This window comes from Microbacterium ureisolvens (assembly GCF_019511645.1).
In the GTDB taxonomy this organism is placed as follows: domain Bacteria; phylum Actinomycetota; class Actinomycetes; order Actinomycetales; family Microbacteriaceae; genus Microbacterium; species Microbacterium ureisolvens_A.
Genome location: NZ_JAEUAX010000013.1, coordinates 74156 through 96748, shown reverse-complemented (window position 1 = coordinate 96748; position 22593 = coordinate 74156). Strand labels below are relative to the sequence as shown.

The 22593-nt window shown below is 70.6% G+C and carries 25 protein-coding genes; 11 read left to right on the top strand and 14 right to left on the bottom strand.

The window, feature by feature from the left end; all coding sequences use genetic code 11:
* Positions 1 to 166, top strand: a 166-nt coding sequence (locus JNB61_RS17745) for a formate dehydrogenase accessory sulfurtransferase FdhD (RefSeq protein ID WP_220291645.1), incomplete at its 5' end; no start/stop codon positions are given.
* Positions 167 to 178: 12 nt separating this feature from the next.
* Here JNB61_RS17745 and JNB61_RS17740 read toward each other — a convergent pair.
* Positions 179 to 787: an ArsR family transcriptional regulator gene (locus JNB61_RS17740; protein ID WP_220291610.1), complete on the bottom strand. Its 609-nt coding sequence runs from the start codon at positions 785 to 787 to the stop codon at positions 179 to 181.
* 58 nt (positions 788 to 845) lie between these two features.
* The gene (locus tag JNB61_RS17735; RefSeq protein ID WP_223214940.1) at positions 846 to 1217 is read right to left on the bottom strand and encodes a hypothetical protein; all 372 of its coding nucleotides are present in this window, start codon (positions 1215 to 1217) and stop codon (positions 846 to 848) included.
* 336 nt (positions 1218 to 1553) lie between these two features.
* Between JNB61_RS17735 and JNB61_RS17730 the strand changes: the two genes are divergently transcribed.
* Positions 1554 to 2960: an amidase gene (locus tag JNB61_RS17730; RefSeq protein ID WP_223214939.1), complete on the top strand. Its 1407-nt coding sequence runs from the start codon at positions 1554 to 1556 to the stop codon at positions 2958 to 2960.
* Positions 2961 to 2987: 27 nt separating this feature from the next.
* On the opposite strand, the gene JNB61_RS17725 is transcribed toward JNB61_RS17730, so the two are convergent.
* The gene (locus JNB61_RS17725) at positions 2988 to 3209 is read right to left on the bottom strand and encodes a hypothetical protein (protein ID WP_220291607.1); all 222 of its coding nucleotides are present in this window, start codon (positions 3207 to 3209) and stop codon (positions 2988 to 2990) included.
* Positions 3210 to 3389: 180 nt separating this feature from the next.
* Between JNB61_RS17725 and JNB61_RS17720 the strand changes: the two genes are divergently transcribed.
* Both JNB61_RS17720 and JNB61_RS17715 read left to right on the top strand, forming a co-directional pair.
* Complete coding sequence (locus JNB61_RS17720) at positions 3390 to 4133, top strand: sulfurtransferase (RefSeq protein WP_220291605.1); 744 nt, start codon at positions 3390 to 3392, stop codon at positions 4131 to 4133.
* Positions 4130 to 4531 (top strand): DUF3054 domain-containing protein, encoded by a 402-nt coding sequence (locus JNB61_RS17715; protein ID WP_308291294.1) that lies wholly within the window; start codon positions 4130 to 4132, stop codon positions 4529 to 4531. The genes JNB61_RS17720 and JNB61_RS17715 overlap by 4 nt, the downstream gene beginning before the upstream one ends.
* Positions 4532 to 4543: 12 nt before the next feature.
* Here JNB61_RS17715 and JNB61_RS17710 read toward each other — a convergent pair whose 3' ends face one another.
* From JNB61_RS17710 to JNB61_RS17685, 6 genes are all read right to left on the bottom strand, one after another.
* Positions 4544 to 4843, bottom strand: a complete 300-nt coding sequence (locus JNB61_RS17710; protein WP_220340488.1) for a hypothetical protein — start codon at positions 4841 to 4843, stop codon at positions 4544 to 4546.
* Between the two features lie 50 nt (positions 4844 to 4893).
* Positions 4894 to 6375 (bottom strand): hypothetical protein, encoded by a 1482-nt coding sequence (locus JNB61_RS17705; protein WP_220291602.1) that lies wholly within the window; start codon positions 6373 to 6375, stop codon positions 4894 to 4896.
* A 125-nt stretch (positions 6376 to 6500) separates the two neighbouring features.
* Positions 6501 to 7415, bottom strand: a complete 915-nt coding sequence (locus tag JNB61_RS17700; RefSeq protein ID WP_220340487.1) for an ABC transporter substrate-binding protein — start codon at positions 7413 to 7415, stop codon at positions 6501 to 6503.
* A 30-nt stretch (positions 7416 to 7445) separates the two neighbouring features.
* On the bottom strand, positions 7446 to 8171 hold the full coding sequence (locus tag JNB61_RS17695; protein WP_220291598.1) for an ABC transporter permease: 726 nt from the start codon (positions 8169 to 8171) through the stop codon (positions 7446 to 7448).
* Entirely contained in the window at positions 8168 to 8839 is a 672-nt protein-coding gene (locus JNB61_RS17690) for an ABC transporter permease (protein WP_220291596.1), read from the bottom strand. Before JNB61_RS17690 ends, JNB61_RS17695 begins: the two co-directional genes overlap by 4 nt.
* The gene (locus JNB61_RS17685) at positions 8836 to 9660 is read right to left on the bottom strand and encodes an ABC transporter ATP-binding protein (protein WP_220291594.1); all 825 of its coding nucleotides are present in this window, start codon (positions 9658 to 9660) and stop codon (positions 8836 to 8838) included. Before JNB61_RS17685 ends, JNB61_RS17690 begins: the two co-directional genes overlap by 4 nt.
* A 161-nt stretch (positions 9661 to 9821) precedes the next feature.
* On the opposite strand from JNB61_RS17685, the gene JNB61_RS17680 reads away from it, so the two are divergent.
* The 6 genes from JNB61_RS17680 to JNB61_RS17655 all read left to right on the top strand — a co-directional run bounded on the left by JNB61_RS17680 (position 9822) and on the right by JNB61_RS17655 (position 16408).
* A complete protein-coding gene (locus JNB61_RS17680) occupies positions 9822 to 11240 on the top strand; it encodes a dihydrolipoyl dehydrogenase family protein (RefSeq protein ID WP_159842485.1) in 1419 nt (472 codons plus the stop codon).
* Between the two features lie 148 nt (positions 11241 to 11388).
* Entirely contained in the window at positions 11389 to 11949 is a 561-nt protein-coding gene (locus JNB61_RS17675; protein ID WP_220291593.1) for a PadR family transcriptional regulator, read from the top strand.
* Between the two features lie 122 nt (positions 11950 to 12071).
* Complete coding sequence (locus tag JNB61_RS17670; RefSeq protein ID WP_220340486.1) at positions 12072 to 13772, top strand: ABC1 kinase family protein; 1701 nt, start codon at positions 12072 to 12074, stop codon at positions 13770 to 13772.
* Positions 13773 to 13997: 225 nt separating this feature from the next.
* Positions 13998 to 14627 carry a DUF1345 domain-containing protein gene (locus JNB61_RS17665; protein WP_220291589.1) on the top strand — a complete coding sequence of 210 codons (630 nt, stop codon included), beginning with the start codon at positions 13998 to 14000 and terminating at the stop codon, positions 14625 to 14627.
* Between the two features lie 72 nt (positions 14628 to 14699).
* Positions 14700 to 15791, top strand: a complete 1092-nt coding sequence (gnd, locus tag JNB61_RS17660; protein WP_159842493.1) for a phosphogluconate dehydrogenase (NAD(+)-dependent, decarboxylating) — start codon at positions 14700 to 14702, stop codon at positions 15789 to 15791.
* Entirely contained in the window at positions 15788 to 16408 is a 621-nt protein-coding gene (locus JNB61_RS17655; RefSeq protein WP_220340485.1) for a GyrI-like domain-containing protein, read from the top strand. Before gnd ends, JNB61_RS17655 begins: the two co-directional genes overlap by 4 nt.
* A gap of 75 nt (positions 16409 to 16483) precedes the next feature.
* Here the strand turns inward: JNB61_RS17655 and msrA are convergent, their stop codons facing one another.
* The 5 genes from msrA to JNB61_RS17630 all read right to left on the bottom strand — a co-directional run bounded on the left by msrA (position 16484) and on the right by JNB61_RS17630 (position 20647).
* A complete protein-coding gene (gene msrA / locus JNB61_RS17650; RefSeq protein WP_159842495.1) occupies positions 16484 to 17038 on the bottom strand; it encodes a peptide-methionine (S)-S-oxide reductase MsrA in 555 nt (184 codons plus the stop codon).
* Complete coding sequence (gene msrB, locus JNB61_RS17645) at positions 17035 to 17502, bottom strand: peptide-methionine (R)-S-oxide reductase MsrB (RefSeq protein ID WP_159842497.1); 468 nt, start codon at positions 17500 to 17502, stop codon at positions 17035 to 17037. Before msrB ends, msrA begins: the two co-directional genes overlap by 4 nt.
* A gap of 130 nt (positions 17503 to 17632) precedes the next feature.
* Complete coding sequence (locus JNB61_RS17640; protein WP_220291582.1) at positions 17633 to 18211, bottom strand: hypothetical protein; 579 nt, start codon at positions 18209 to 18211, stop codon at positions 17633 to 17635.
* The gene (locus tag JNB61_RS17635) at positions 18208 to 19050 is read right to left on the bottom strand and encodes an endonuclease/exonuclease/phosphatase family protein (RefSeq protein WP_220291580.1); all 843 of its coding nucleotides are present in this window, start codon (positions 19048 to 19050) and stop codon (positions 18208 to 18210) included. Before JNB61_RS17635 ends, JNB61_RS17640 begins: the two co-directional genes overlap by 4 nt.
* Positions 19051 to 19144: 94 nt before the next feature.
* On the bottom strand, positions 19145 to 20647 hold the full coding sequence (locus JNB61_RS17630; protein ID WP_220340484.1) for a SulP family inorganic anion transporter: 1503 nt from the start codon (positions 20645 to 20647) through the stop codon (positions 19145 to 19147).
* A gap of 224 nt (positions 20648 to 20871) precedes the next feature.
* On the opposite strand from JNB61_RS17630, the gene JNB61_RS17625 reads away from it, so the two are divergent.
* Positions 20872 to 22533, top strand: a complete 1662-nt coding sequence (locus JNB61_RS17625; protein WP_220340483.1) for an alpha-amylase family protein — start codon at positions 20872 to 20874, stop codon at positions 22531 to 22533.
* Positions 22534 to 22593: the final 60 nt, after the last annotated feature.

Sequence of the window (22593 nt, the reverse complement as noted above, 5' to 3'; positions counted from 1 at the left end):
GATCATGGCCGGCATCCCCGCACTGTCCGCCGTCTCCGCGCCCTCCTCACTGGCCGTCGAGCTCGCCACGGCCTCCGGACTCACCCTCGTCGGGTTCTCGCGGGGCAGCTCGTTGAACGTCTACTCGCGCCCCGACCGGGTGCGAGTACCGGCGGCGGTGCGCTGAGGCCGGACGCCGTCAGCCTCCCGCGGTGGCGAGCTGCACGACGCACTGCGTCGGGTCGCACGAGGGCGCGATGCCCTCGACGCGCAGCGGGCCGCCGGCCTGTGCCAGGACGCTGTCCATGAGTCCCACGTGCACACTGCACAGCACGCCGCGGTGCTCGGCGGCGGGCACATGCGGGCAGGGAGTCAGATCGACCGTGAGGTCGCGCGCGTCGACGAGGGGGTCGAAGCCGGCCTCCCCGAGGTCTTCGACGAGTGCGTCCAGCTGGTGCAGGGCGTCTGCGCCGAGGTCGGCATCCGTCTCGGATCCGTATACGCGACGCAGCAGGTCTCCGCGACGAGCCGCCTCTTCCGCTCGGCGTACGGCGACCGGGCTCGAGGCCTGGTCTGAGCCGGTGGCTGCGGAGTAGAGCACGCGCGGGCGGCCGCGCGTCGTGCGGTGCTCGGTCTCGGCGATCACATACCCGGCGTCGATCAGGCGCTGCACGTGCTCGCGCACCGTATTGGCGTGCAGGCCGGTCGCCTCGACGAGCTCGGAGATCGCCCGCTGCGGGCGCTCCTGCAGGAGGTGCATGATCTCGACCCGGGAGTAGCTCGAGATCGCGCTGTACCCGGTCGTCATGATCCCATTATCGCGGGACCCACGACGACCGGGTGCGCCGAGGTTCACTCGTGCCGGATCAGAAAAGCTGGCCGAAGATCAGGATCGCGATGAAGAACACCGCGACGATGCCGACGATGATCGCGAGCGTGCGGCCGGAGAGCTTCGCGACGCCCCAGCCGACCAGCACGGGGATGGCGAACAGGAACAGCGCCACGATCCACCAGAACGCCGAGTAGGCGCCGCTCGTGGCATCCTCGAGGCGCCCGCCGAAGAGCGACTGCGTCGCGGGGTGGGTCGCGAAGCGGACCGCGATGGAGATGGGGACCGCCACGAACACGAACACGACGAGTCCGATGAGCCAGCCCCAGAGGGTGGAGCTCCCGCCGCCCGAGAGGACGCCGCCGTGGAGCTCCGGTTCGGGCTGCTGCTGCTGCTTGCCTGATGCCATGCGGACGACTCTAGTGGCGCGCGGGGGCGGGGCATCGCACGATTCACACGATTCGGTCTCCGACATGGCGCTGTCCGCCGGCGGGGACGGGCGGACAGCGTCGGGGCGCCAAGGAGAATCGCCACTGGGGGAGCGGTCTCCGCGCTCACCATCCACGATCGCCGTCCGTCAGGGGGTGGAGCTTCGGGGCGCGCGGTCGCAGGGTCTGAGACCAAGCTACGCCCGTCCGTGGTCTGCACAAGGGGTATTGCCTGTGGGTCTGCTGAGTGCTACCTGGTCGTGCCGATCGCCGGGATCGGCGTGCGCTCGTGGTGGGATGGGACCGAGATGAGCCAGATGCTTCTTCCCCCCGCCTCCGCCTCCGAGATCGCCACAGCGGTCCGCCGCGGCGAGGTGACCGCGCAGGAAGTGGTCGAGGAGCATCTGGCCCTCATCGCGCGGGTCGACTCCGGCGTCAACGCGCTCACGGTCGTGTTCGCCGAGCGGGCGCGGACGACCGCTGCCGAGGTGGACGCCACGATCGCCGCGGGTCACGAGCCCGGGCCACTGGCCGGTGTGCCGATCTCGGTGAAGGAGAACATCGACCTCACCTGGTCGGCCACGACCAATGGCTGGCGAGGCCTCGCCGGCGCGGTGCCCGCCCGTGACGCGACGATCGTGCGCCGCCTCCGCGAGGCCGGGGCCGTTCCCGTCGCACGCGGCAACATGCCCGACTTCGGCATGCGATGGGACACCGACAACGACCTGTTCGGCCGCACATGCAACCCGTGGAACCCGCGCCGGAGCGCCGGCGGATCCAGCGGGGGCGACGCGGTCGCCGTCGCGACCGGCATGAGTGCCATCGGCCTCGGCAACGACTTCGGCGGCTCGCTCCGCCTCCCCGCGTATGCGACAGGCGTGGTCGGCCTCCGGCCGACGCACGGCCGCGTGCCACGTGCAGCCGTGCAGGGGCAGCCGGTCGCACTCACGTTGCAGCAGTTCTCCGTGAACGGGCCCATGGCGCGCAGTGTCGACGATGTCGCGCTCGCCCTCGGGGTCATGCAGGGATGGGATGCCGACGACCCGGTCTCGGTCGTGCCCCCTGCGGCGAGCCCCGACGGAATGCCGCGGCGGGTCGGCGTCGTGCGCGGCCTCGCGGGCCTCGCGGTGGATCCGGAAGTGGCCGCCGGGGTCGACCGGGCCGCAGCATCCCTCAGCCGTTCGGGGTGGGAGGTCGTCGACGTCGATGCTCCGCTGCTCGAGGATGCGGCCGTGCTATGGCGGCGGCTGTCGTGCACCGACATGCTCATCTCGCTCGATCCGGCTGCGCTCGGTCAGCCGCTCGGGCGTTCGGCCACGGCCTTCCTGCGTGACAGCACCGCTGCGGCGCGCCCGTACGAGTCGGCGCGCGAGTACGCGCAGGCGTGGGCGCGCCGGGCCGCGATCGCGACCGAGTGGAGACGTCTGCTGGTCGATGTGCCGGTGATCCTCGGTCCGGTGTCGACCTCGCGCATGCGGGAACCCGACTACGACCTGGGTGGGCGGGAAGCCGCTGACCGGGCGTGGCGTGACCTATGGCTGACGGTGGTCGTCAACTTCCTCGGACTGCCGGCGCTGGCGCTGCCGACCGGCCTCGGCTCCGACGGTATGCCCACCGGCGTCCAGCTCATCGGCCCGATGTTCGGCGAGGAGGTGCTGTTGGACGCAGGGCGCGCGGTGGAGGCCGGTGTTCCGAGTCTTCCTCCAGTTCCGTCGCCCTCTTGACGGAGCCCTGCTTCCCGGGGCGCCGCGCTAGGGGATGGGCGTCTCCGGCGGCTGGGGGAAGGGCGGCTCCTCCGGATGCGGCGCCAGCGGTTCTTCGGGCCACGGCGCGGTCGGCTCGTCCGGCGGCGCCGGGATGCCCGGGCCCGGACCCGGGTCAGGACTGCCGGGCCCCGGGGAGCCGGGGGCCGGCGGCATCTCACCGGGCGGGGTCTGGCCCGGAAGCGGCTCGGGGACGGTGGGGTCGGTCATGACGTCTCCTGCGGGGGATCGAGAGGCGCGCTGCGCGCCCCTGCACGTGATCCCAGCCTGCGCCGCTCGCGGCGACGCGGCGAGGCCCTTGACCGGGAAGCGGCGCGGGTCTACGGGCAGCAGCCACGTTGCGCTGCCTCCCATGCGCAGGGCGCCGCGGCGGCTCCGTAGGCTGGGAGGGTGGCATCCGTTCTCAACATCTCGGCGTACCTGTTCACGCGTATCGACGACACCGCCGAGCTGCGCCCCGTGCTCCGCGAGCGCGCGGTCGCCGCGGGGCTGAAGGGCACGGTCCTGCTCGCCGAAGAAGGGATCAACCTCTTCCTCGCAGGAGACGCCGACGCCGTGCGCGGCTTCGTCGACGAGCTGCGCCGCGATGAGCGCTTCGCCGCGCTGACCACCAAGGAGAGCTGGTCGCGGGAGCAGCCCTTCGGCAGGATGCTCGTCAAGGTCAAGCGCGAGATCATCCGCATGGACCACCCCACGATCCGTCCCGAGGGCAACCGCGCACCTTCGGTCGCCCCCGCGACGCTCCGTCGCTGGCTCGACAGCGGCCACGACGACGACGGCCGCGAGGTGGTGCTGCTCGACACCCGCAACGCGTTCGAGGTCGACTACGGGTCCTTCGACGGCGCGCTGGACTGGCGGATCGAGAGGTTCACGCAGTTCCCGGATGCTGCGGCGGGCGCCGCTGCCGACCTCGAGGGCAAGACCGTCGTGAGCTACTGCACCGGTGGTATCCGCTGCGAGAAGGCGGCGATCTACCTGCGCGAGGTCGGCGTAGACGCCTACCAGCTGGACGGCGGCATCCTCGGCTACTTCGAGCAGGTCGGCGGCGACCACTGGAGCGGCGACTGCTTCGTGTTCGACGAGCGCGAGGCGCTCACCCCGGACCTCGCACCGCGATCGGCAGCGCTCGCGTGAGCGGCTCCCCGTCGGCCGGGCAGGTGCGTCCCGCGGGTCGCGGCGCGGTTCTGATCGCACTCGCCGTAGACGCCGTGCTCGTGATCGCCTTCGCCGCGATCGGCCGCGCGAGCCACGACTCCGATGTCTGGAGCGGCCTGTGGCAGACCGCCTGGCCCTTCCTCGCTGGGCTGGGCATCGGCTGGCTCGTCATGCGAGCGTGGCGCGCGCCCGTCGCGCCGGTGCGCACCGGTCTGGGGGTCTGGGCCATCACCGTCGGCGGCGGGATGCTGCTGCGCTGGGCAGCGGGTCAGGGCACCGCACTTGCGTTCATCGTGGTCGCCTCGCTGACGCTCCTGGTCGCGCTGGTGGGATGGCGCGCCATCGTCACGGTCGTGCGGCGACTGCGGCGGCGCTGAATCCGTCGGGGCTCAGGGCGTCCGTCGGAGCCCGGTCTCTATGACGATCCGGTTCCCCTCGATCACGCCCGGGCCATCGCCCGGAAGCGGAGCGGGCGCCGGGGTGATCTGCTCGGCCTCCCACACCGCGCGGGCGTTCTCCGCCGTCGGATAGAAGAACTCCTCGACACCGAGCAGACCGCCCGACGAGTGCGAGGGCGTCTCCCCTCGTCTGCGGCGACGGTGCGTGTCGAACGCGAACCACAGGAAGTACACCGCCAGCGCGACGACCGCACAGGCGAATCCCCATACCGTCACGTCGCCGATCGTCATGACGCCCAGCGTACGTCGCGGCCGCGGCCGCGGCATCCGTGACTGGGGTGTCAACGGTGGGCGAACGCCTGCAGCGTCGCGTCGGCCGGGAGCTCGCTGAACCACACCTCGAACGGCACGGGCGTCCCGTCGCCGGGAACGTTCTCCGCCATGCTGGTGGCGGCCGCGACGATCGCACCGTCGGCGGAGCGGGCGAGCGCCGTGATGGTGACGTACCGCTGGTCTTCTGCGAACCGGCCGCTCAGCGTCCCCGTCGCGACCACCGCGCCAGGGTCGGTCGACGCTGCGGTGATGCCGTCCACGGTGAACGCCCCCGTCTCGTCCGCCGGAGAGAGGGTCGCGTCGCTCGCGCGGGGAAGGGAGACGTCGATGCGGGTGATCCGAGTGCCGCCCACACCGAAGAAGTAGCCGACGATCGCGGTCTGGCCCGTGAGCAGGGTCGCGAACGCGCTCGACGGTGCCACCGTCGAGCCGTCCTCTGTCGCGGCGCGCACCTCGACGTAGGCGTCGAAGACGTAGTCCGCATTGGGGTTGTCGACCACCACGACGTACCACCAGACGTCCTCGTACTCGTGCCCGAACGCGGCCTCCGCCAGTGTCGGCTCGACGGGCGGAGCGAACTCGACGCCGGGATCGGGCTGTCCGTCCGTGCCCGGAGCGGCGAGCCCGGGCGTGACGAAGTCGTCGTGGTACCCGTCCTCCCCGCCGGACTCGGCGTCGCCGTCCGAGGAGCCGAACGGTGCGAACACCCACGCGACGGCCAGCACGAGCGTCAGGACTGCGCCGACGATCGACGTGATCAATGCGCCGACCCCGATGCCCTTCCCGCCCTGGTTGCGGCTCGCCACTGCGACGATCGAGAGCACGAACGCCGCGAAGAGGAACAGGAACGACAGCCAGCCGAGGCCGAAGGAGCCCGCGACATACGGGACGAAGGCCAGGAGCACACCGGCAGCGGCGAGGAGCAATGCGATGATCGAGAGCGTCTTGGGTCGCTCGGCGCGGGCGCCCGGTGCCGCGGAGAGCGCGCCGGCCTGATTCGGCGGCCAACCGGGTGCGCCCGGATACCCCGGCGCACCGCCGTCGCCCGGCGCGCCGCTGTAGCCCGGCGCGCCGCTGTAGCCCGGCGCGCTGCTGTAGCCCGGCGTGACGGGGGAACCCGGCGTGCCGCTGTAGCCCGGCGGGGCGGGGAAACCCGGTGCCCGGGCCCCGGCAGGGCGTGCCGGCGGGGCGAGCGTGGAGTCGGTGGCGTCGGGTACGGCGCCGACGGCGCTTGCGGGCAGCACGTAGCCCTGCGGGGCCGCGTAGCGGAGGGGAGCGCCGGTCACGGGCGCTGCTTCTCCCGGCTCCGGAGCCGCGTATGCGGGGACGACGTACCGCGGTGCGTCGAGATCGGGGGCGCTGTAACGCCGTGCGGCGGGAGCGGCGTCGCGCGCCGCGGGAGCCGCGGGAGCGGCATCGCGCGCCGCGGAACCGGATGCGTCGGTGGCGTGCGGCTCGCTCTGTGCGCCCGCACTCACGGGATCGGACATGCGGCTCCTGTTCTCGGTCTCCCGAGTGCCCCGCCTGGCGAACGGCGGTTCTGGTCAGTGCGGCAGCGCCTCCCCGCAACTCGACCGCGGGGGCGGGGAGGCGCTGCGCGTGGCGGTGGCCGAGGTCAGCTCAGGCCGTTTGCTGCGAGCCAGTCCTTCGCGATGTCCTCGGCGGAGCGCTCGTCGACAGTCGACTCGACGTTCAGGGCGATGAGTCCCTCGGGTGTCAGCGCGGCGCTCACCGGGTTGATCACATCGGCGATCTCGTCGGCGATGTCGGCGTTCACGAGCGGGACGACGTTCGACGCCAGGAAGAGCCCCTCCGGATCTTCCAGAGTCACCAGCTTCTCTGTCTCGATACGCGGATCGGCGCTGTAGACGTTCGCGACCTGGATGTTGCCGGCCACGAGTTCGTCGACCGTCGTGTCGGCGGTCGGATTGAACGTGACAGATACGCCGTAGACCTCTTCGAGGCCCTTCGGCCCGTAGGGCCGCTCTTCGAGCTCGGGCGGGCCTCCGAGAACGAGGCCGTCGATGCCGGCGAGGTCGGCGATCGAGGTGAGGCCGTTCTCCTCGGCGAAGGCGGCGGTGACGTTGTACGAGTCCTGGTCGGTGGCGGGCGACTGGTCGAGGACCGTCAACCCGTCCGGCAGGGCGTCGGCGAGGGCGGCGTAGACGTCCTCGGGTGTGGTCGCCGTCGTGTCGGGCTCGAAGTACTGCAGCAGGTTGCCGGTGTACTCCGGGAACAGGTGGATCGAGCCGTCCTCGAGCGACGGGATGTACGCGTCACGTTGCCCGATGTTGAAGTTGCGCTCGACGGTGAAACCGGCGCCCTCGAGCGCCTGCGCATAGATCTCGGCGATGATCTCGTTGGAGTAGTAGGCCTGCGAGCCGATGATGATGGTCGACGAGTCGCCGGTGCCGCCGGCGTCTGTGCTGTCGCCGGTGAGCGGGTCGCTCGAGGCGCAGCCCGCCAGGGCCAGCGCCGCGACAGCGGTTCCGGCGAGGGCTGCAGCGAGCCGGGTTCGTGCTGTGGACATTGTCATACCTCCGATGTGGTGGTTGGGGGATCAGCGTGACAGCTGCGGGGCGCCTAAGAGCGCCGGGATTCCTCCGCGGGATCGAGGGCGGCGGGCGGACGTGCGGGGAACGGCGAAGCGGGCGAGCAGGGCGTACAGCCCGTCCAGTACGAGGGCCAGTGCGACGATGACGATGGAGGCGCCCAGGATCTGCACGAAGTCGCGGGTGCCGAGTCCTTGGATGATGTAGAAGCCGAGACCGCCCAGCCCGACATATGCGGCGATCGTCACGGTGGCGACCACCTGAAGCGTCGCGGAGCGGAGTCCGCCGATGAGAAGCGACAGGCCGAGGGGCATCTCGATCCGGAACAGGATCTGCCACTCGGTCATTCCCATCGCGCGGCCCGCGTCGATCACGGACCGGTCGATCGACTCGACGCCGGCATACGCGCCGGCCAGGATCGACGGGATCGCGAGGACGACGAACACCGTCACTGCCGCCTCGGTCTTCAGGCTGACGCCGAAGAGCATGACCAGCAGCACGACGAGGCCCAGAGCGGGCAGCGCCCGGGCCGCGCCCGACAGGAAGACGGCGACCTCACGCCCGCGGCCGGTGTGCCCGATCAGCCAGCCGATCGGGATCGCGATCACCGCGGCGATCGCCACCGAGCCGAAGGTGAAGGCGAGGTGCTGCGCGATCGCGGTCGGCAGCGGCAGCGTGCCCGTCAGGCGCGCGGGTGAGAAGATCCAGGCGAACGCCTCGGCCAGGAGGTTCATGCCGTCACGGCCCGAAGTCGAGCGCGCCGCGGCGCACTCACGCGTCGCAGCCACGGCATGAGCGCGCGCCCCGCCAGCACGAGGAGCGCATCGACGATCACCGCGATGATCACGACGGCGACGACGCCCGCGAACACTTCGGCGATGATGCGGCGCTGTGAGCCGTTCGTGAAGAGGTAGCCGAGGTTCTGCACGCCGATGAGCGTGCCGACGGTGGCGAGGGAGATCGTCGACATGGCGGTGACCCGCAATCCGGCGAGGACCACCGGGCCCGCCAGTGGGAAGTCCACCGTCCAGAACCGCCGCCATGCGCCGAAGCCGACCGCGATCGCGGCGGAGCGCGTGACGGGGTCGACGGCTGCCAGCCCGTCGGTCACCGACCTCGTCATGATGGCGATGGCGTAGATCGTGAGCGCGACGACGAGGTTCGATTCGGACAGGTAGGGAATGCCGAAGAGCGTCAGCACGGCGAAGAGCGCGAAGGACGGGATGGTGTAGAGCAGCCCGATCACCGTGAGCAGGGTGCCGCGCAGTCGCGTGTACCGGAACGCCAGCCACCCGAGCGGCACCGACAGCACGAAGCCCGCGACGATCGCGATGGCGCTCTGCCGCAGGTGATCCAGGGTCAGCGCCCAGATCAGATCGAGGTTGTCGGCGACCCAGTTCACCGGGCGTCCTCCACGAGCACGCCCTGGGTGCGCCCGGCGGAGTCCACCAGGACGGTGCCGTGCTCGGTGCGCTTGGTGCGCAGCGCGCGGGCGCCCCGCTCGACGCCGATGAAGTCGGCCACGAAGTCGCTCGCCGGGCTCTCGATGATCTCGCTCGGACTGCCGATCTGGGCGACGCGGGCGCCCTTCTCGAGGATCACGACCTGGTCGCCGAGGAGGAAGGCCTCGTCGATATCGTGCGTCACGAAGACGATGGTCTTGTCGAGCTCCTTCTGCAGGCGGAGCGTCTCGGACTGAAGCTCCCGGCGCACGATGGGATCCACCGCGCCGAACGGCTCGTCCATGAGAAGGATGTTGGGATCGACGGCGAGGGCGCGGGCGACGCCCACGCGCTGCTGTTGCCCGCCGGAGAGTTGGCTCGGGTAGCGCTTGGCGAGTCCGCGTTCGAGGCCCACCACGTCCATCAGCTCGAGCGCCCGCTCGCGCGCCTTCGCCTTGGCGACGCCGTTGAGAACCGGGACCGTCGCGATGTTGTCGACGACGGTGAAGTGGGGAAGCAGCCCGGCGTTCTGCAGCACGTACCCGATCCCGCGGCGCAGCGTCACGGGGTCGCGTTTCGAGATCGGCTGGTCGTCGATCAGGATGACCCCGCCCGTCGGATCCACGAGCCGGTTGATCATGCGCAGCAGAGTCGTTTTGCCGCTGCCGGACGAGCCGACGAGAACCGTGGTCTTGCGCGCGGGCATGAGCACGCTGAAGTCCTCGACGGCAGCCGTGCCATCGGGATACCGCTTCGAGACTCCGCGGAATTCGATCGCCATGCTGCCCTTTCGGCCGGGGTCCCAGACAACCACAGGCCGCAGACATGGCGGCCGGTCTGGACAGACGCCGTAACCTGCGCCATCCTTCCGTCTGCGAGCGCTCCCGGCAACCATCCGGCAACCGCTCGCCGGTGTCGCCCGCGGCCGCTACGTTGGGGCGCATGACTACGCGGGAGTACGACCTCATCGTGATCGGCGGCGGCCCCGTCGGCGAGAACGTCGCCGACAGGGCCACCCAGGGCGGCCTGTCGGTCGTCGTCGTCGAGAGCGAGCTCGTGGGCGGCGAGTGCTCGTACTGGGCATGCATCCCCTCGAAGGCGATGCTGCGCGCTGGTGCGGCGGTGCGGGCAGCCCGCCGCGTGAAGGGCGCCGCCGAGGCGGTGACCGGGGCCGTCGACGTGGCCAGGACCCTGATGCGCCGCGACGAGCTCGTGCACGACTGGGATGACACCTCGCAGGTCGAGTGGCTGCAGGGCGCGGGTATCGATCTCGTCCGCGGTCACGGACGCCTGACGGGCGAGCGCGAGGTCACCGTGACAGATGCCGACGGTGCCGAGAAGGTCCTCGTCGCGCGTCACGCGGTCGTGGTGTCGACCGGTTCGGCAGCGCTCCTGCCCGACATCCCGGGTCTGCGCGACGTCGACCCGTGGACGAGCCGCGAGGCGACCGGCGTGCAGGACGTCCCCGCGTCGCTCGTCATCCTCGGCGGCGGCACCGTCGGCACCGAGATGGCGACCCTCTACACGTCGTTCGGCTCCACCGTGACCCTCATCGCCCGCTCCGGCCTGCTGCGGGGTGTCGAGCCCTTCGCCGGCGAGGCCGTCGAGAAGGCGCTGACCGAAGCCGGGGCCACGGTCAAGACCGGCGTCGAGGTCGAGCGCGTCTCGCGTGAGGCCGATGGCGACATCGTGCTGGCACTGTCGGACGGGTCGGAGGTGAGAGCAGCCCAGGTGCTGGTCGCGACCGGGCGCGTGCCGCGCACCGAGGACCTCGGTCTGGAGACGGTCGGCCTCGAGCCCGGGTCGTGGCTCGATGTCGATGACACGCTGCAGGTGCGCGGCATTCGCTGGCTGTACGCCGTCGGCGATGTGAACCACCGCGCGCTGCTCACCCACCAGGGCAAGTACCAGGGCCGTGCCGCCGGCGACGTCATCGCGGCCAGGGCGAGGGCGGCAGCGGTCGACGACGCCCCGTGGGGCAGGCACGTGGCCACCGCAGATCACTCGGCGGTGCCGCAGGTGATCTTCGCGGATCCCGAGGTGGCGGCGGTCGGGCACACCGAGAAGTCTGCCCGCGAGGCAGGACTCAGCATCCGTGTCATCGATTACGACCTCTACTGGATCGCGGGCGCGAGCGAGGTCGCCGACGACTATCGGGGTCGCGCGCGGGCGATCGTCGACGAGGAGCGCCGAGTGCTCGTCGGCGCGACGTTCGTCGGGCAGGACGTCGGCGAGATGCTCCACGCCGCGACGATCGCGGTCGTCGGGGAGGTGCCGATCGAGCGCCTGTGGCACGCGGTGCCCTCGTATCCGACGATCAGCGAGGTGTGGCTGCGGTGGCTCGAGGAGTACGGCCGCTGACCGCCGCTGGTGCGGGGAGCCGGATGAGGGGATGCCGCGGCGTCGGGTCCTGTGGACTGCACAGCGAACGCTCAGGCCCAGCCCTTGTTCACCGATATATCGGTAGGTATCGTCAGGGTGTCGGCACACACTCGTTGAGGAGGTCGTCATGAGCGGTTCATTCCAGGGATTCGGTGGGCGTCCGGGAGGGCAGGGCTCGGGGCTTCCGGGCAGCTTCTGGGACGCGATGGAGCAGTTGAAAGACACGTTCGAGAAGAGCTTCTCGCCGCGCGTCGCCAAAGGTGATGTGCGAGCCGCGGTGCTCGCCATCCTCGCCGAGAAGCCCATGCACGGGTATCAGATCATCCAGGAGATCGAGACGCGCAGCGACGGGGCATGGAAGCCGAGCCCGGGCTCGGTGTATCCGACGCTGCAGCTGCTCGCGGACGAGGGGCTCGTCGCCGCCGAGGAGTCGAACGGCAAGAAGACGTACTCGCTCACCGAGGCCGGCCGCGCCGAGGCGGCGGCGGCCGAGGGCCAGTCGGCGCCCTGGGAGTCGGCCGGGACTCGCGACTCGGGGCGCACGACGGCGCTGCCGAAGGCGGGGGCGAAGCTCGCCCAGGCGGCTGCGACCGTCGGCCGCAGCGGCACGCCCGAGCAGGTGGCGAAGGCGGTCGAAGTGCTCGACGAGGCGCGGCGTAAGCTCTACTCGATCCTGGCTCAGGACTGACGGCCGCCCACGGCGCAGGGCGTCGGTCCGGGCCCACGGGGTCAGGGTGGGCGCGCACGCTCCCGGGCCACCGGGAAGGCGGGCACACCGGGATCAGCTGACCAGCACCACCGAGGAGTTCGATGGCCGACGTCGGCAACCCGCGCGCCCGCTATCGCCGCATCCTCCGGTTCGCCGGCCGGTACATCCTGCAGGCCTGGTGGTTCGAACTCGTCCTGCCCCGGTTCGGCTTCGGTGCGCTCGCCGCCCGCGGCCGCACCCGGCGTCTGCAGAACATCGCGCGCAGATTCCATGTGCTCGCCGTCCAGTACGGCGGGCTCATGATCAAGGTCGGCCAGTTCCTCTCGTCGCGGCTCGACGTGCTGCCGCCCGAGATCACCAAGGAACTGGAGGGCCTCCAGGACGAGGTCCCGCCTGTCGCCTTCCCCGCGATCCGCGAGCTCGCCGAGGCCGAGCTCGGCGTCTCCCTCGGCCGGGCGTTCGAATGGGTCGATGAGACGCCCGTGGCCGCAGCATCCCTCGGCCAAGCCCACCGCGCGCGACTCACGCCTGCCGACGCGGCCGAGACCGGGTTCGCCGACGTCGTCGTCAAGGTGCAGCGGCCGGGCATCGAGGAGATCGTCGACGTCGACCTGGCGGCGCTGCGCCGCGTGGCGGGCTGGCTCACCCGCGTCCGGGTCGTGCGCGATCACGTCGACCTGCCCGCGCTCGTCGAGGAGTTCGCCCACACCAGCCGCCAGGAGATCGACTACCTGCACGAGGCCCAGAATGCGGAGCGGTTCGCCGCCGACTTCGCCGGGGACTCCCGGGTCACGGTCCCCGAGATCGCGTGGGAGCGCACAACGCGTCGGGTGCTGACGCTCGCCGACGTCACCGCGATCAAGATCAACGACATCGATGGCCTCCGGGCGGCGGGCATCGACCCCGCCGAGGTCGCCGTCGAATTCGCAAACGTGATGTTCGACCAGTTGTTCCTCTGCGGCTTCTTCCACGCCGACCCCCACCCCGGGAACATCTTCGTGACGCCCGTGACGCGGGCCGCGGGTGACGCCCGCCACCCATGGACGCTCACCTTCATCGATTTCGGGATGATGGGCGAGGTCCCTGACGATCTCCGGCACAACCTCCAGCGGCTCATGATCGCGGTCGCCTCACGCAACAGCGCGCAGATGATCGACAGCATCCGGGCCGTCGGCGTGCTCCTGCCGTCGGCAGACACCGTCGAGCTCGAGCGCGCGATGACCGCGCTGTTCGCCCGTTTCGGCGGCATGGGCTTCGCCGAGCTGCAGCAGGTCGATCCCCGCGAGTTCCGGCAGTTCGCCAAGGAGTTCGGCGACGTGATGCGGTCGCTGCCCTTCCAGCTGCCCGAGAACTTCCTGCTCATCATCCGCGCGGTGTCGCTGACCAGCGGGATGTGCAGCTCGCTCGACCCCGCGTTCAACGTGTGGGACGCCGTCGAGCCCTACGCCGCCCGCCTGCTGCGCGACGAGCGGGGCAATGCGGCGAGGGCGCTCGCGCAGGAGGCGGCCACCACCGCCGGTGTCATGGCGCGGCTGCCCCGGCGCCTCGACGACATGGTCACGCGCATCGAGGACGGGCGCCTCGTCGCCGACGTGCCGAAGCTCGACCGCTGGCTGCGCCGGCTCGAGCGCCTGATCCGGCGCGTCGTGGCCGCCGTGCTGTTCGCAGGACTCCTCATCAGCGGCTCCGTGCTGCGCGCCGAAGACCTCACGATCGGTACCGTGCTCATGGTCGGCTCGCTCGTGCCGCTGCTCTACGCGCTGTTCGCCGGCTTCTCCGGCCGGCGCGGGCCGCACGACTGAGGTCGCTTCGAGCCCGAGAATTCGGGTGACGGATGCTGCCCTCGCGTTTCAGGGCCGGTCGAGGTCTGCGATCGCCGCCCCTTCCCGCTGGCGTGGGTGCCGGAGACCACGATCGGCATGATCGGAGCATAGGGTGCCGCACATCCGGCTCGACAGGCACCCCACCCGCTACGGTGGCACGCAGGAACTCGTCCGCGGGGGGTGCGTGTGGTCTGGGCGGTGATCGTGCGAGTCGCGGATCTGCTGGTGCAGCTCGCCCTGATCTGGCTCGGCCTCGTCGTCTTCCTGTCGGAGGAGGACGAGGGCACGGTCGATGCCCTCGCCGCGTGGTGCGCGCTCGGCGGCCTGTACTGGCTCGCGTCGGTGATCGCCGTCGGAGTGAGCGTCCGGCGATCCCGGACCGAGGCCCCTCGATGGATGGGGAAGTTCGACGCTCATCCGCTGGTCGCCGCGATCACCGTGACCGCCACCTTCCTCGCGAGCATCGTCGGGATCGTCGCCGCCACGGAACTCCTCGTGCTCCGCAACGAACCTGGCTGGCAGGGCTCGGTCGAGCCGATCGGCGTGGTTGCGATGCTGCTGTCGTGGGCGCTCTTCCACTGGGGCTTCTCGCGGATCTACGACCGCCGCTATCGGGCCTCCGACGTTCCACCGCTGAAGTTCCCGGGTACGGAGTACCCGCGGCTCGCGGACTTCGTGTACTTCTCGTTCACGAACGCGACCACCTTCTCGGTGTCGGACGTCCAGGTGATGACGACACGGATGCGGTGGACCGTTGTCTGGCACACCACGACGAGCTTCTTCCTCAACGCGCTCATCATCGTGTTGGCCTTCAGCACGATCATCAACGTGTGACCAGGGCTCCCTAGACTTTCGAGCACGGGCGCCCGCGCACGGCGCCCTCCACGGGTGAGCAGAGGAGCGGCGATGCAACTGGGAATGGTGGGCCTCGGCCGGATGGGCGGCAACATCGTCCGGCGCCTGATGCGAGACGGGCACGAGTGCGTCGTGTACGACGTCAGCCCCGACGCCGTGTCGGCCCTCGCGGGCGAGGGGGCCGTCGGATCCGACAGCCTGGCCGACTTCGTCCGCAAGCTGGAGGCGCCCCGCGCCGTCTGGCTGATGATCCCTGCGGGGCTGACGGGGAAGGTCGTCGACGAGGTGGCCGCGTTGCTCGAGCCCGGCGACATCATCATCGACGGCGGCAACTCGAACTACCGCGACGACGTCCGCCGCGCGGCCGCACTCCGCGACACCGGCATCCACTACGTGGACGTCGGGACCAGCGGCGGCGTGTTCGGCCTGGAGCGCGGGTACTGCCTCATGGTCGGCGGGCCTGACGAGGCCTTCGCACGCCTCGAGCCGATCCTGCGCACGATCGCTCCCGGCAGCGGCGAGGCCCCGCGCACGCCGGGCCGGGCCGGCGACTTCGCCCCCGAGGAACTGGGGTACCTGCACTGCGGGCCGTCCGGCGCGGGCCACTTCGTGAAGATGGTGCACAACGGCATCGAGTACGGCGTGATGGCGGCGCTCGCGGAGGGCCTCAACATCCTCGAGCACGCGGATGCGGGTGTTCAAGAGGCGCAGCACTCGGCCGAGGTGGCACCGCTGGAGGAACCCGAGTTCTACCAGTTCACGATCGACACCCCGAAGGTCGCGGAGCTGTGGCGCCGCGGCTCGGTGATCTCGTCGTGGCTGCTCGACCTGACCGCGGCGGCGCTTCAGGGCAACCCGACACTGGACGGGCTCGCGGGGCGCGTCTCCGACTCGGGTGAAGGGCGTTGGACGGTGAAGGCCGCGGTCGACACGGGTGTCCCGGCGCCGGTGCTCGCGGCCTCCCTGTTCGAACGGTTCGCCTCGCGCGACGAGGACCACTTCGCCAACCAGGTGCTCTCCGCGATGCGTCTGCAGTTCGGCGGTCATCAGGAGCTCCCCGCGGGCGACGTGCTGGAAGCGGGCTCGCGCAAGTCGGAATCGTCCAGCAGCGGCCAGTCCGAGACGGCCGACCACGCGTCGTGACCAAGCTCGACCTGAAGAAGTCGATCGCGGCGTATACCGCTCCCCGGGGGTCGTTCGAGATCGTCGACGTTCCTCCGATGCGGTACCTCATGATCGACGGTCACGGCGACCCCAACACGTCGGACGAGTACGGCGAGGCCGTGGCGGCGGTGTTCGGCGTCGCCTACAAGCTCAAGTTCCTGAGCAAGGGCGAACTCGACCGTGACTACGTCGTGATGCCGCTCGAAGGGCTCTGGTGGTCGGACGACATGGCCACCTTCACGTCTGAGCGCGACAAGTCGCGCTGGAGCTGGACGATGATGAGTCTCGTCCCCGAGTGGCTGGACGACGCCCACGTCGATCGCGCGCGGGAGACGGCTTCGGCCAGAGGCGGGTCGCCCGCCATCGGTCGACTGCGCCTGGCGGAGCTCGCAGAGGGGCGGTGCGTGCAGACCCTGCACATCGGGTCGTATGACGACGAGGCGCCGGTCCTCGCCGAGATGCACGAGCGGGTCATCCCCGCGGCCGGCCTGCGCATGCGTGGCCTGCACCACGAGATCTACCTCGCCGACCCTCGGCGTACCGCTCCTGAGAAACTGCGCACGATCCTGCGCCAGCCCGTGGAAGCCGCCGGGTAGCCCGCAGCCGCATGCCCGGCGGACGAGTGGATGCCGCGACCCGGCCGGGTCGCGGCATCCGTTTCTCGCCTGTTTCTACGCCGTCGCGTCGGCGCGCTTGGGGAGCACCCACCCGGCCCGCGGGAAGTGGCAGGTGTAGCCGTTGGGGATGCGGATCAGGTAGTCCTGGTGCTCGGGCTCCGCCTCCCAGAACGGGCCGGCGGGCTCGATCGTGGTGACGGCCTTGCCCGGCCAGAGACCCGAGGCGTCGACGTCGGCGATGGTGTCGCGGGCGACCTGCTCCTGCTCGGGGGAGAGCGGGAAGATCGCCGAGCGGTAGCTCGAGCCGATGTCATTGCCCTGGCGGTTCAGGGTCGACGGGTCGTGGATCTGGAAGAAGAACGCGAGGATGTCGCGGTACGTGGTCTTCTCGGGGTCGAAGACGATCTCCACGGCCTCGGCGTGACCGGGGTGCTTGCGGTAGGTCGCGTGCGCGTTCTCGCCGCCGGTGTAGCCGACGCGCGTGTCGAGCACGCCGGGCTGGCGGCGGATGAGGTCCTCCATGCCCCAGAAACAGCCGCCGGCGAGGACCGCCGTCTCGGTGCCCGGGGTGCGGGTGATCTCGCCGGTGTCGAAGGGACCGCTGGTCATGATGCGTGCTCCTGGTTCTCGGTGGTGAAGAGGTGTCGGTAGGCGCCGTAGCCCTCGTCCTCGAGCGACGAGGCGGGCACGAAGCGCAGCGCGGCCGAATTCATGCAGTATCTCAGGCCGCCGGCCTGCCGTGGGCCGTCGGGGAAGACGTGACCCAGATGGCTGTCGGCGCCGGACGAGCGCACCTCGGTGCGTGGCAGGATCAGCTTCCAGTCCTTCTTGGTCGAGACGGCGTCGGGCTCGATGGGCTTGGTGAAGCTCGGCCATCCGGTTCCGCTGTCGTACTTGTCGGTCGACGAGAACAGCGGCTGGCCCGAGACGACGTCGACGTAGATGCCCGGCTCGTGGTTGTTCCAGTACGCGTTCCGGAACGCCGGCTCGGTGCCGTCCTCCTGGGTCACGCGGTACTGGGTGTCGGTGAGGCGGCTCAGCGCCTCGGGGGTCTTGCGGTACTCGTTGGTCACGATTCCTCCAGTTCGACGCGGCTGGCTGCGGCGTCATAGAGGAGAACGGATGCCTCGCCGGTTTTGGTCCCGCGAACCTGGGAACGAGCCTTGAGTTGCGGCGCGGTGACCGAGGTGCGTCTGGTCGAGATCACGCCGGATCGCTCAGCAGCCTGACGCGAGAGACGACGAACCCGGCGGCGAGCGCGCCGAGGCCGCCCGCGGCCATGTCGCCGATCGTGTCTTGATACGTCACGAAGATGTCCGGTGCGATGAAGGTGCGACCCACCCACTCGACCATCTCCCACATGGCGCTGAGCGCGAGGCCCAGGACGCCGACGAGGACCACCGGCGTCGCCCGCCGGGTGCCGGCTGCGAGCGGCGCCGGCACGATATCCAGGCGCGCGAGCACCACGTAAGCCATGGCGGCAAGCAGGCCGGTGCACACGAAGTGCACGACGAGATCCCACACCGCGACGGACTCGTAGACGTCGAGGACGTTGCTCCACGCGGCGACCAGGACCGTGACGCAGAAGGCGATGTCGAAGCCCGGTCGGACGCCGGCGAAGCGTGGGACCACCAGCGCCAGCAGGGACAGCGCGAGGATGCCCGCGTCACCCGGCGCCCACCAGACGAACGCGGCGACGACGCCGAGCGCGCCCAGCAGCCGCACTCCGTCGGCCACCCACGCGCCGACGCCGCGCGGGGCCGCGAGGAACCGCTCGATCATGCGCGGCCTCTGTCGTCCGGCAGGGTCACGACCGCCTGCACCGGTACGTGGTCGGACGGCCACACCCCGCCGAAGACGCGGGTGTTGATCGCGGCGCGCTCGACCTCGATGCCGGGCGTGACCAGGATCCAGTCGATGCGGGCACGGTCGGGTCGCGGTGCGCGATAGTTCACGAACGTTCCCACGGATGCCGTCACCCGCTGCTCGGCGACGGCCCACGCGTCGCACAGTCCGCCGTCGAGCATCTCACGCAGGGTCCGTGAGCCGGGACCGGCGTTCAGATCTCCCGTCAGCACCGCCGGTCCCGAGCCGATGATGGCCTTGAGGGCGTCCGCGGAGCGCAGACGCGAGCGCGGGGAGAACGGGTCGAGGTGGGTGTTCACCACGGCGAACCGGCGTCCGGTGGCGCGGTCGCGGAAGCGGGCGGTCACCGCGATGCGTGGGATGAGGTTGCCCCAGGTCCGCGACCCGGGCTCGTGCGAGTACTCCGACAGCGCTGTCTGCTCCCACTCGAGAAGGTCGAGGCGCTCGGCGTCGTAGAAGAGCGGGCAGCCCTCGCCGGTGCCGCGGCGGCCGTGGCCCCGGCCGATGAAGCGGTAGCGGCGTCCGAGAGCCGCGAGGGCGGCGTCCGCCTGGTCGGGCAGCACCTCCTGCATCCCGGCGATCGTCGGCTGCTCCTGCCCCAGCAGAGCCCGGACCGCGGGGGTGCGGTGACGCCAGCGGTCGGCCCGCCGCCACGCCAGACCGGTCATCCTCCGGCGGATGTTGAAGGTCATGACGTGGAGGGCGGGCGGTTCCACCGGGCCGATGAGCGGTGCACCGGCGAGCTCGTCGATCATCGCCCCTCCTCGCGTCTGCTGCGTTCACCGTATGCGGATGCCGCAGCTGGGGGCAGGGGCTTGCACGGGGCGCCGTGCTGCCCCTCGCGGTCGGTCAGGCCTGGCCGAGCTCCCCGCTGAGACGGCCGTGGAAACGGGCGGCAGCATCCGTCATCCCGTGCAGCTTCACGGTCGTGCCACGGGACTCGTACTTCGTGACGATCGCGTCGAGGGCGGCGACGGTCGAGGCGTCCCACACGTGGGTTCGCGAGAGGTCGATGACGACGTTCGGCGGGTCGGCGGCGTACTCGAACTGCGTGGTGAGGTCGTTGCTCGAGGCGAAGAAGAGCTCGCCGTCCACGCGGTAGCGGGCGGTGTCACCGTCGACCTCGCGCGTGACGGTCGTGAAGTGCGCGACGCGTCGCGCGAACAGCACCATCGCGGCGAGCACGCCGAGGACCACGCCGACGGCGAGGTTGTGGGTCCAGACGGTGGCCACGACGGTGATGAGCATCACGAGGGTCTCGCTGCGCGGCATCCGTTTCAGCGTCGACGGGCGGATGCTGTGCCAATCGAATGTCATGACCGACACCACGATCATCACGGCGACCAGCGCCGCCATCGGGATGAGCCCGACGATGTCGCCGAGGGCCACGACCAGCACGAGGACCCACACTCCGGCCATGAACGTCGAGATGCGCGTGCGGCCGCCGGAGGTCTTGACGTTGATCATCGTCTGGCCGATCATCGCGCAGCCGCCGGTGCCGCCGAAGAACGCCGAAGCGAGGTTGGCGATGCCGAGTCCCCACGCTTCGCGGGTCTTGCGGGAGCGGGTGTCGGTGAGGTCGTCGACGAGCTTCGCGGTCATGAGCGACTCGAGGAGGCCCACGAGCGCGGCGGCGAACGCGTACGGAGCGACGATCTGCAGGGTCTCCCAGGTGAGGGGCACGCTCGGGACGAGCAGCTCCGGGAGGCTGCGGGGCAGCTCGCCCTGGTCGGCGACGTTCGGCACCGCCGTGAGCCCGAACACCACCACGACCACGGTCAGCACCACGATGGCGATGAGTGGTGCCGGAACCGCCCGCGTGATGCGCGGCCACACGACCAGGAGGCCGAGCCCAACCGCGACGAGGGCGTACACCGCCAACGGCACGTCGATGAGCTGCGGCACCTGCGACAGGAAGATCAGGATCGCGAGCGCGTTCACGAAGCCGACCATCACGCTGCGCGGAATGAACCGCATGAGCCTCGCGACGCCGAGCACCGCGAGGAGCACCTGCAGGATGCCCGCCAGCGCGATCGTGACGATGAGATAGTCCGAGCCGTACTCGCGCGCGACGGGGGCGATGACGAGCGCCACCGCCCCCGCGGCGGCGGTGATCATGGCCGGGCGCCCGCCGGTGAACGCGATGACGACCGCCAGCACGAAGGACGAGAACAGCCCCACTCGCGGGTCGACGCCCGCGACGACCGAGAACGCGATCGCCTCGGGGATGAGCGCGAGCGCGACGACGAGTCCGGCGATGACCTCGCGCGTGAGAAGGCGCGGCCGACGCAGCGCCTGCCGCACGGTGGGCTCGCCGCGGTGGCGATCGGCGGATTCGGTGACGGTCGACACGGCGGCTCCTCGGAACGTGCGCGCACCGTTGCGCCCGCAAGGGGAATGGGGGTGGATGCTGCGACCCGCGCGGCCCTTCGACTCTAGCCGCGCGTACCCGACGAGGCGCCCGATCTCAAGGGCCTCCCAGGCGTCCCGTGTGCTCGGAAGAATCGCGGGTGGTGTCCACGAGGCGTTCCCGTGGCGCCTGCGCGCAGCATCCGTCCCCGTCTCGAGGAGGCATGATGAAGATCACCGACACGAGCGACCTGTGGTGGAAGAGCGCCATCGTGTACTGCCTCGACGTGGAGACCTTCATGGACTCCGACGGCGACGGAACGGGCGACATGCAGGGCCTCGCACAGCGCATCGACTACCTCGCGCAGCTCGGCGTGACGTGCCTGTGGCTCATGCCCTTCTATCCGACGCCGGACCGCGACGACGGCTACGACATCACCGACTTCTACGGCGTCGATCCTCGGCTGGGCAACCACGGCGAGCTCGTCGAGGTGATCCGCACGGCGAACGACCGCGGCATGCGCGTGATCGTCGACCTCGTCGTCAACCACACGTCCGACCGGCATCCCTGGTTCCTGAAGGCGAAGCGGAGCGTGAACTCCCCCTACCGGGACTACTACGTGTGGCGTGACGACCCGCCGCCGAGGGGTCAGAAGAACACCGTGTTCCCGGGCGAGGCGAAAGGCATCTGGACCAAGGACGAGGCGTCGGGCCAGTGGTACCAGCACAGCTTCTACGAGCACCAGCCCGACCTCAACATCGCCAACCCCGCGGTGCGCGACGAGCTCGCGCGGGTCATCGGCTTCTGGCTGCAGCTCGGTGTCGCGGGCTTCCGCGTCGACGCGGTGCCCTTCTTCCTCGAGATGCCGCAGGGGGCGCGGATCCCGGACCCGCACGAGCTGCTGCGAGACTTCCGGCGGTTCCTGCAGCGGCGCTCGAGCGAGGCGATCCTGCTCGGCGAAGTGAACCTGCCGTACGACCAGCAGGTGCAGTACTTCGGCGGCCCGGAGGTGAACGAGTTGTCGATGCAGTTCGACTTCATCGGGATGCAGGCGTTCTACCTGTCGCTGGCGCGCAAGGACCCGGCGCCGCTCATCGAGGCGCTGACGTCGCGCCCCGTCCTCCCTGAGGACGTGCAGTGGGCCAACTTCCTGCGCAATCACGACGAGCTGACGCTCGACAAGCTGTCGGACGCGGAGCGCGAGGAGGTGTTCTCGGCATTCGCGCCCGACGAAGGCCAGCGCGTCTACGGCCGGGGGATCACGCGCCGCCTGCCGCCGATGCTGGGGGACCCCCGACGTATCCGCATGGCCTACAGTCTGCTGTTCACACTGCCCGGAACGCCGGTGCTGTTCTACGGCGAGGAGATCGGGATGGGCGAGAACGCCGAGATCCCCGGCCGTCTCGCCGTCCGCACGCCGATGCAGTGGACGGGCGAGAAGAACGGCGGCTTCTCGTCCGCACCGCCCTCGCGGCTGGTCGCTCGCCCACCGGGCGACGGCTACGCCCCCGAGCATGTCAACGCCGCCGACCAGATCAAGGACCGCGAGTCCCTGCTGCACTTCTTCCGCGACCTGATGTCGCGCTACCGGATCTCGCCCGAGCTCGGCTGGGGCGCCTTCCAGGCGCTCGAACAGCCGGTGCCCGCCATCCTCGTGCACTCGCTCAGCGCCGATGTCGGCAGGCTGGTGGCGATCCACAACTTCGACGAGGTACCCGCCACGACGCGGTTTGCGCTGCCCGACGAACCCGGTGGAACGTGCCTGGTCGACCTCCTGGGCTCGGAGCGCATCGAGCTCGACGAGAAGGGCGGTGTCGAGATCGAGGTGCCCGGCTACGGCTATCGCTGGCTCCGGGTTGCGCGCCCGGGCGACGGGCGCGTGTCGTAGGTCCTGCGGACCGAATGGTGGGGTGCCCGCGGCCGTGCGTCAAGGGGCTGCCAGTCGTTC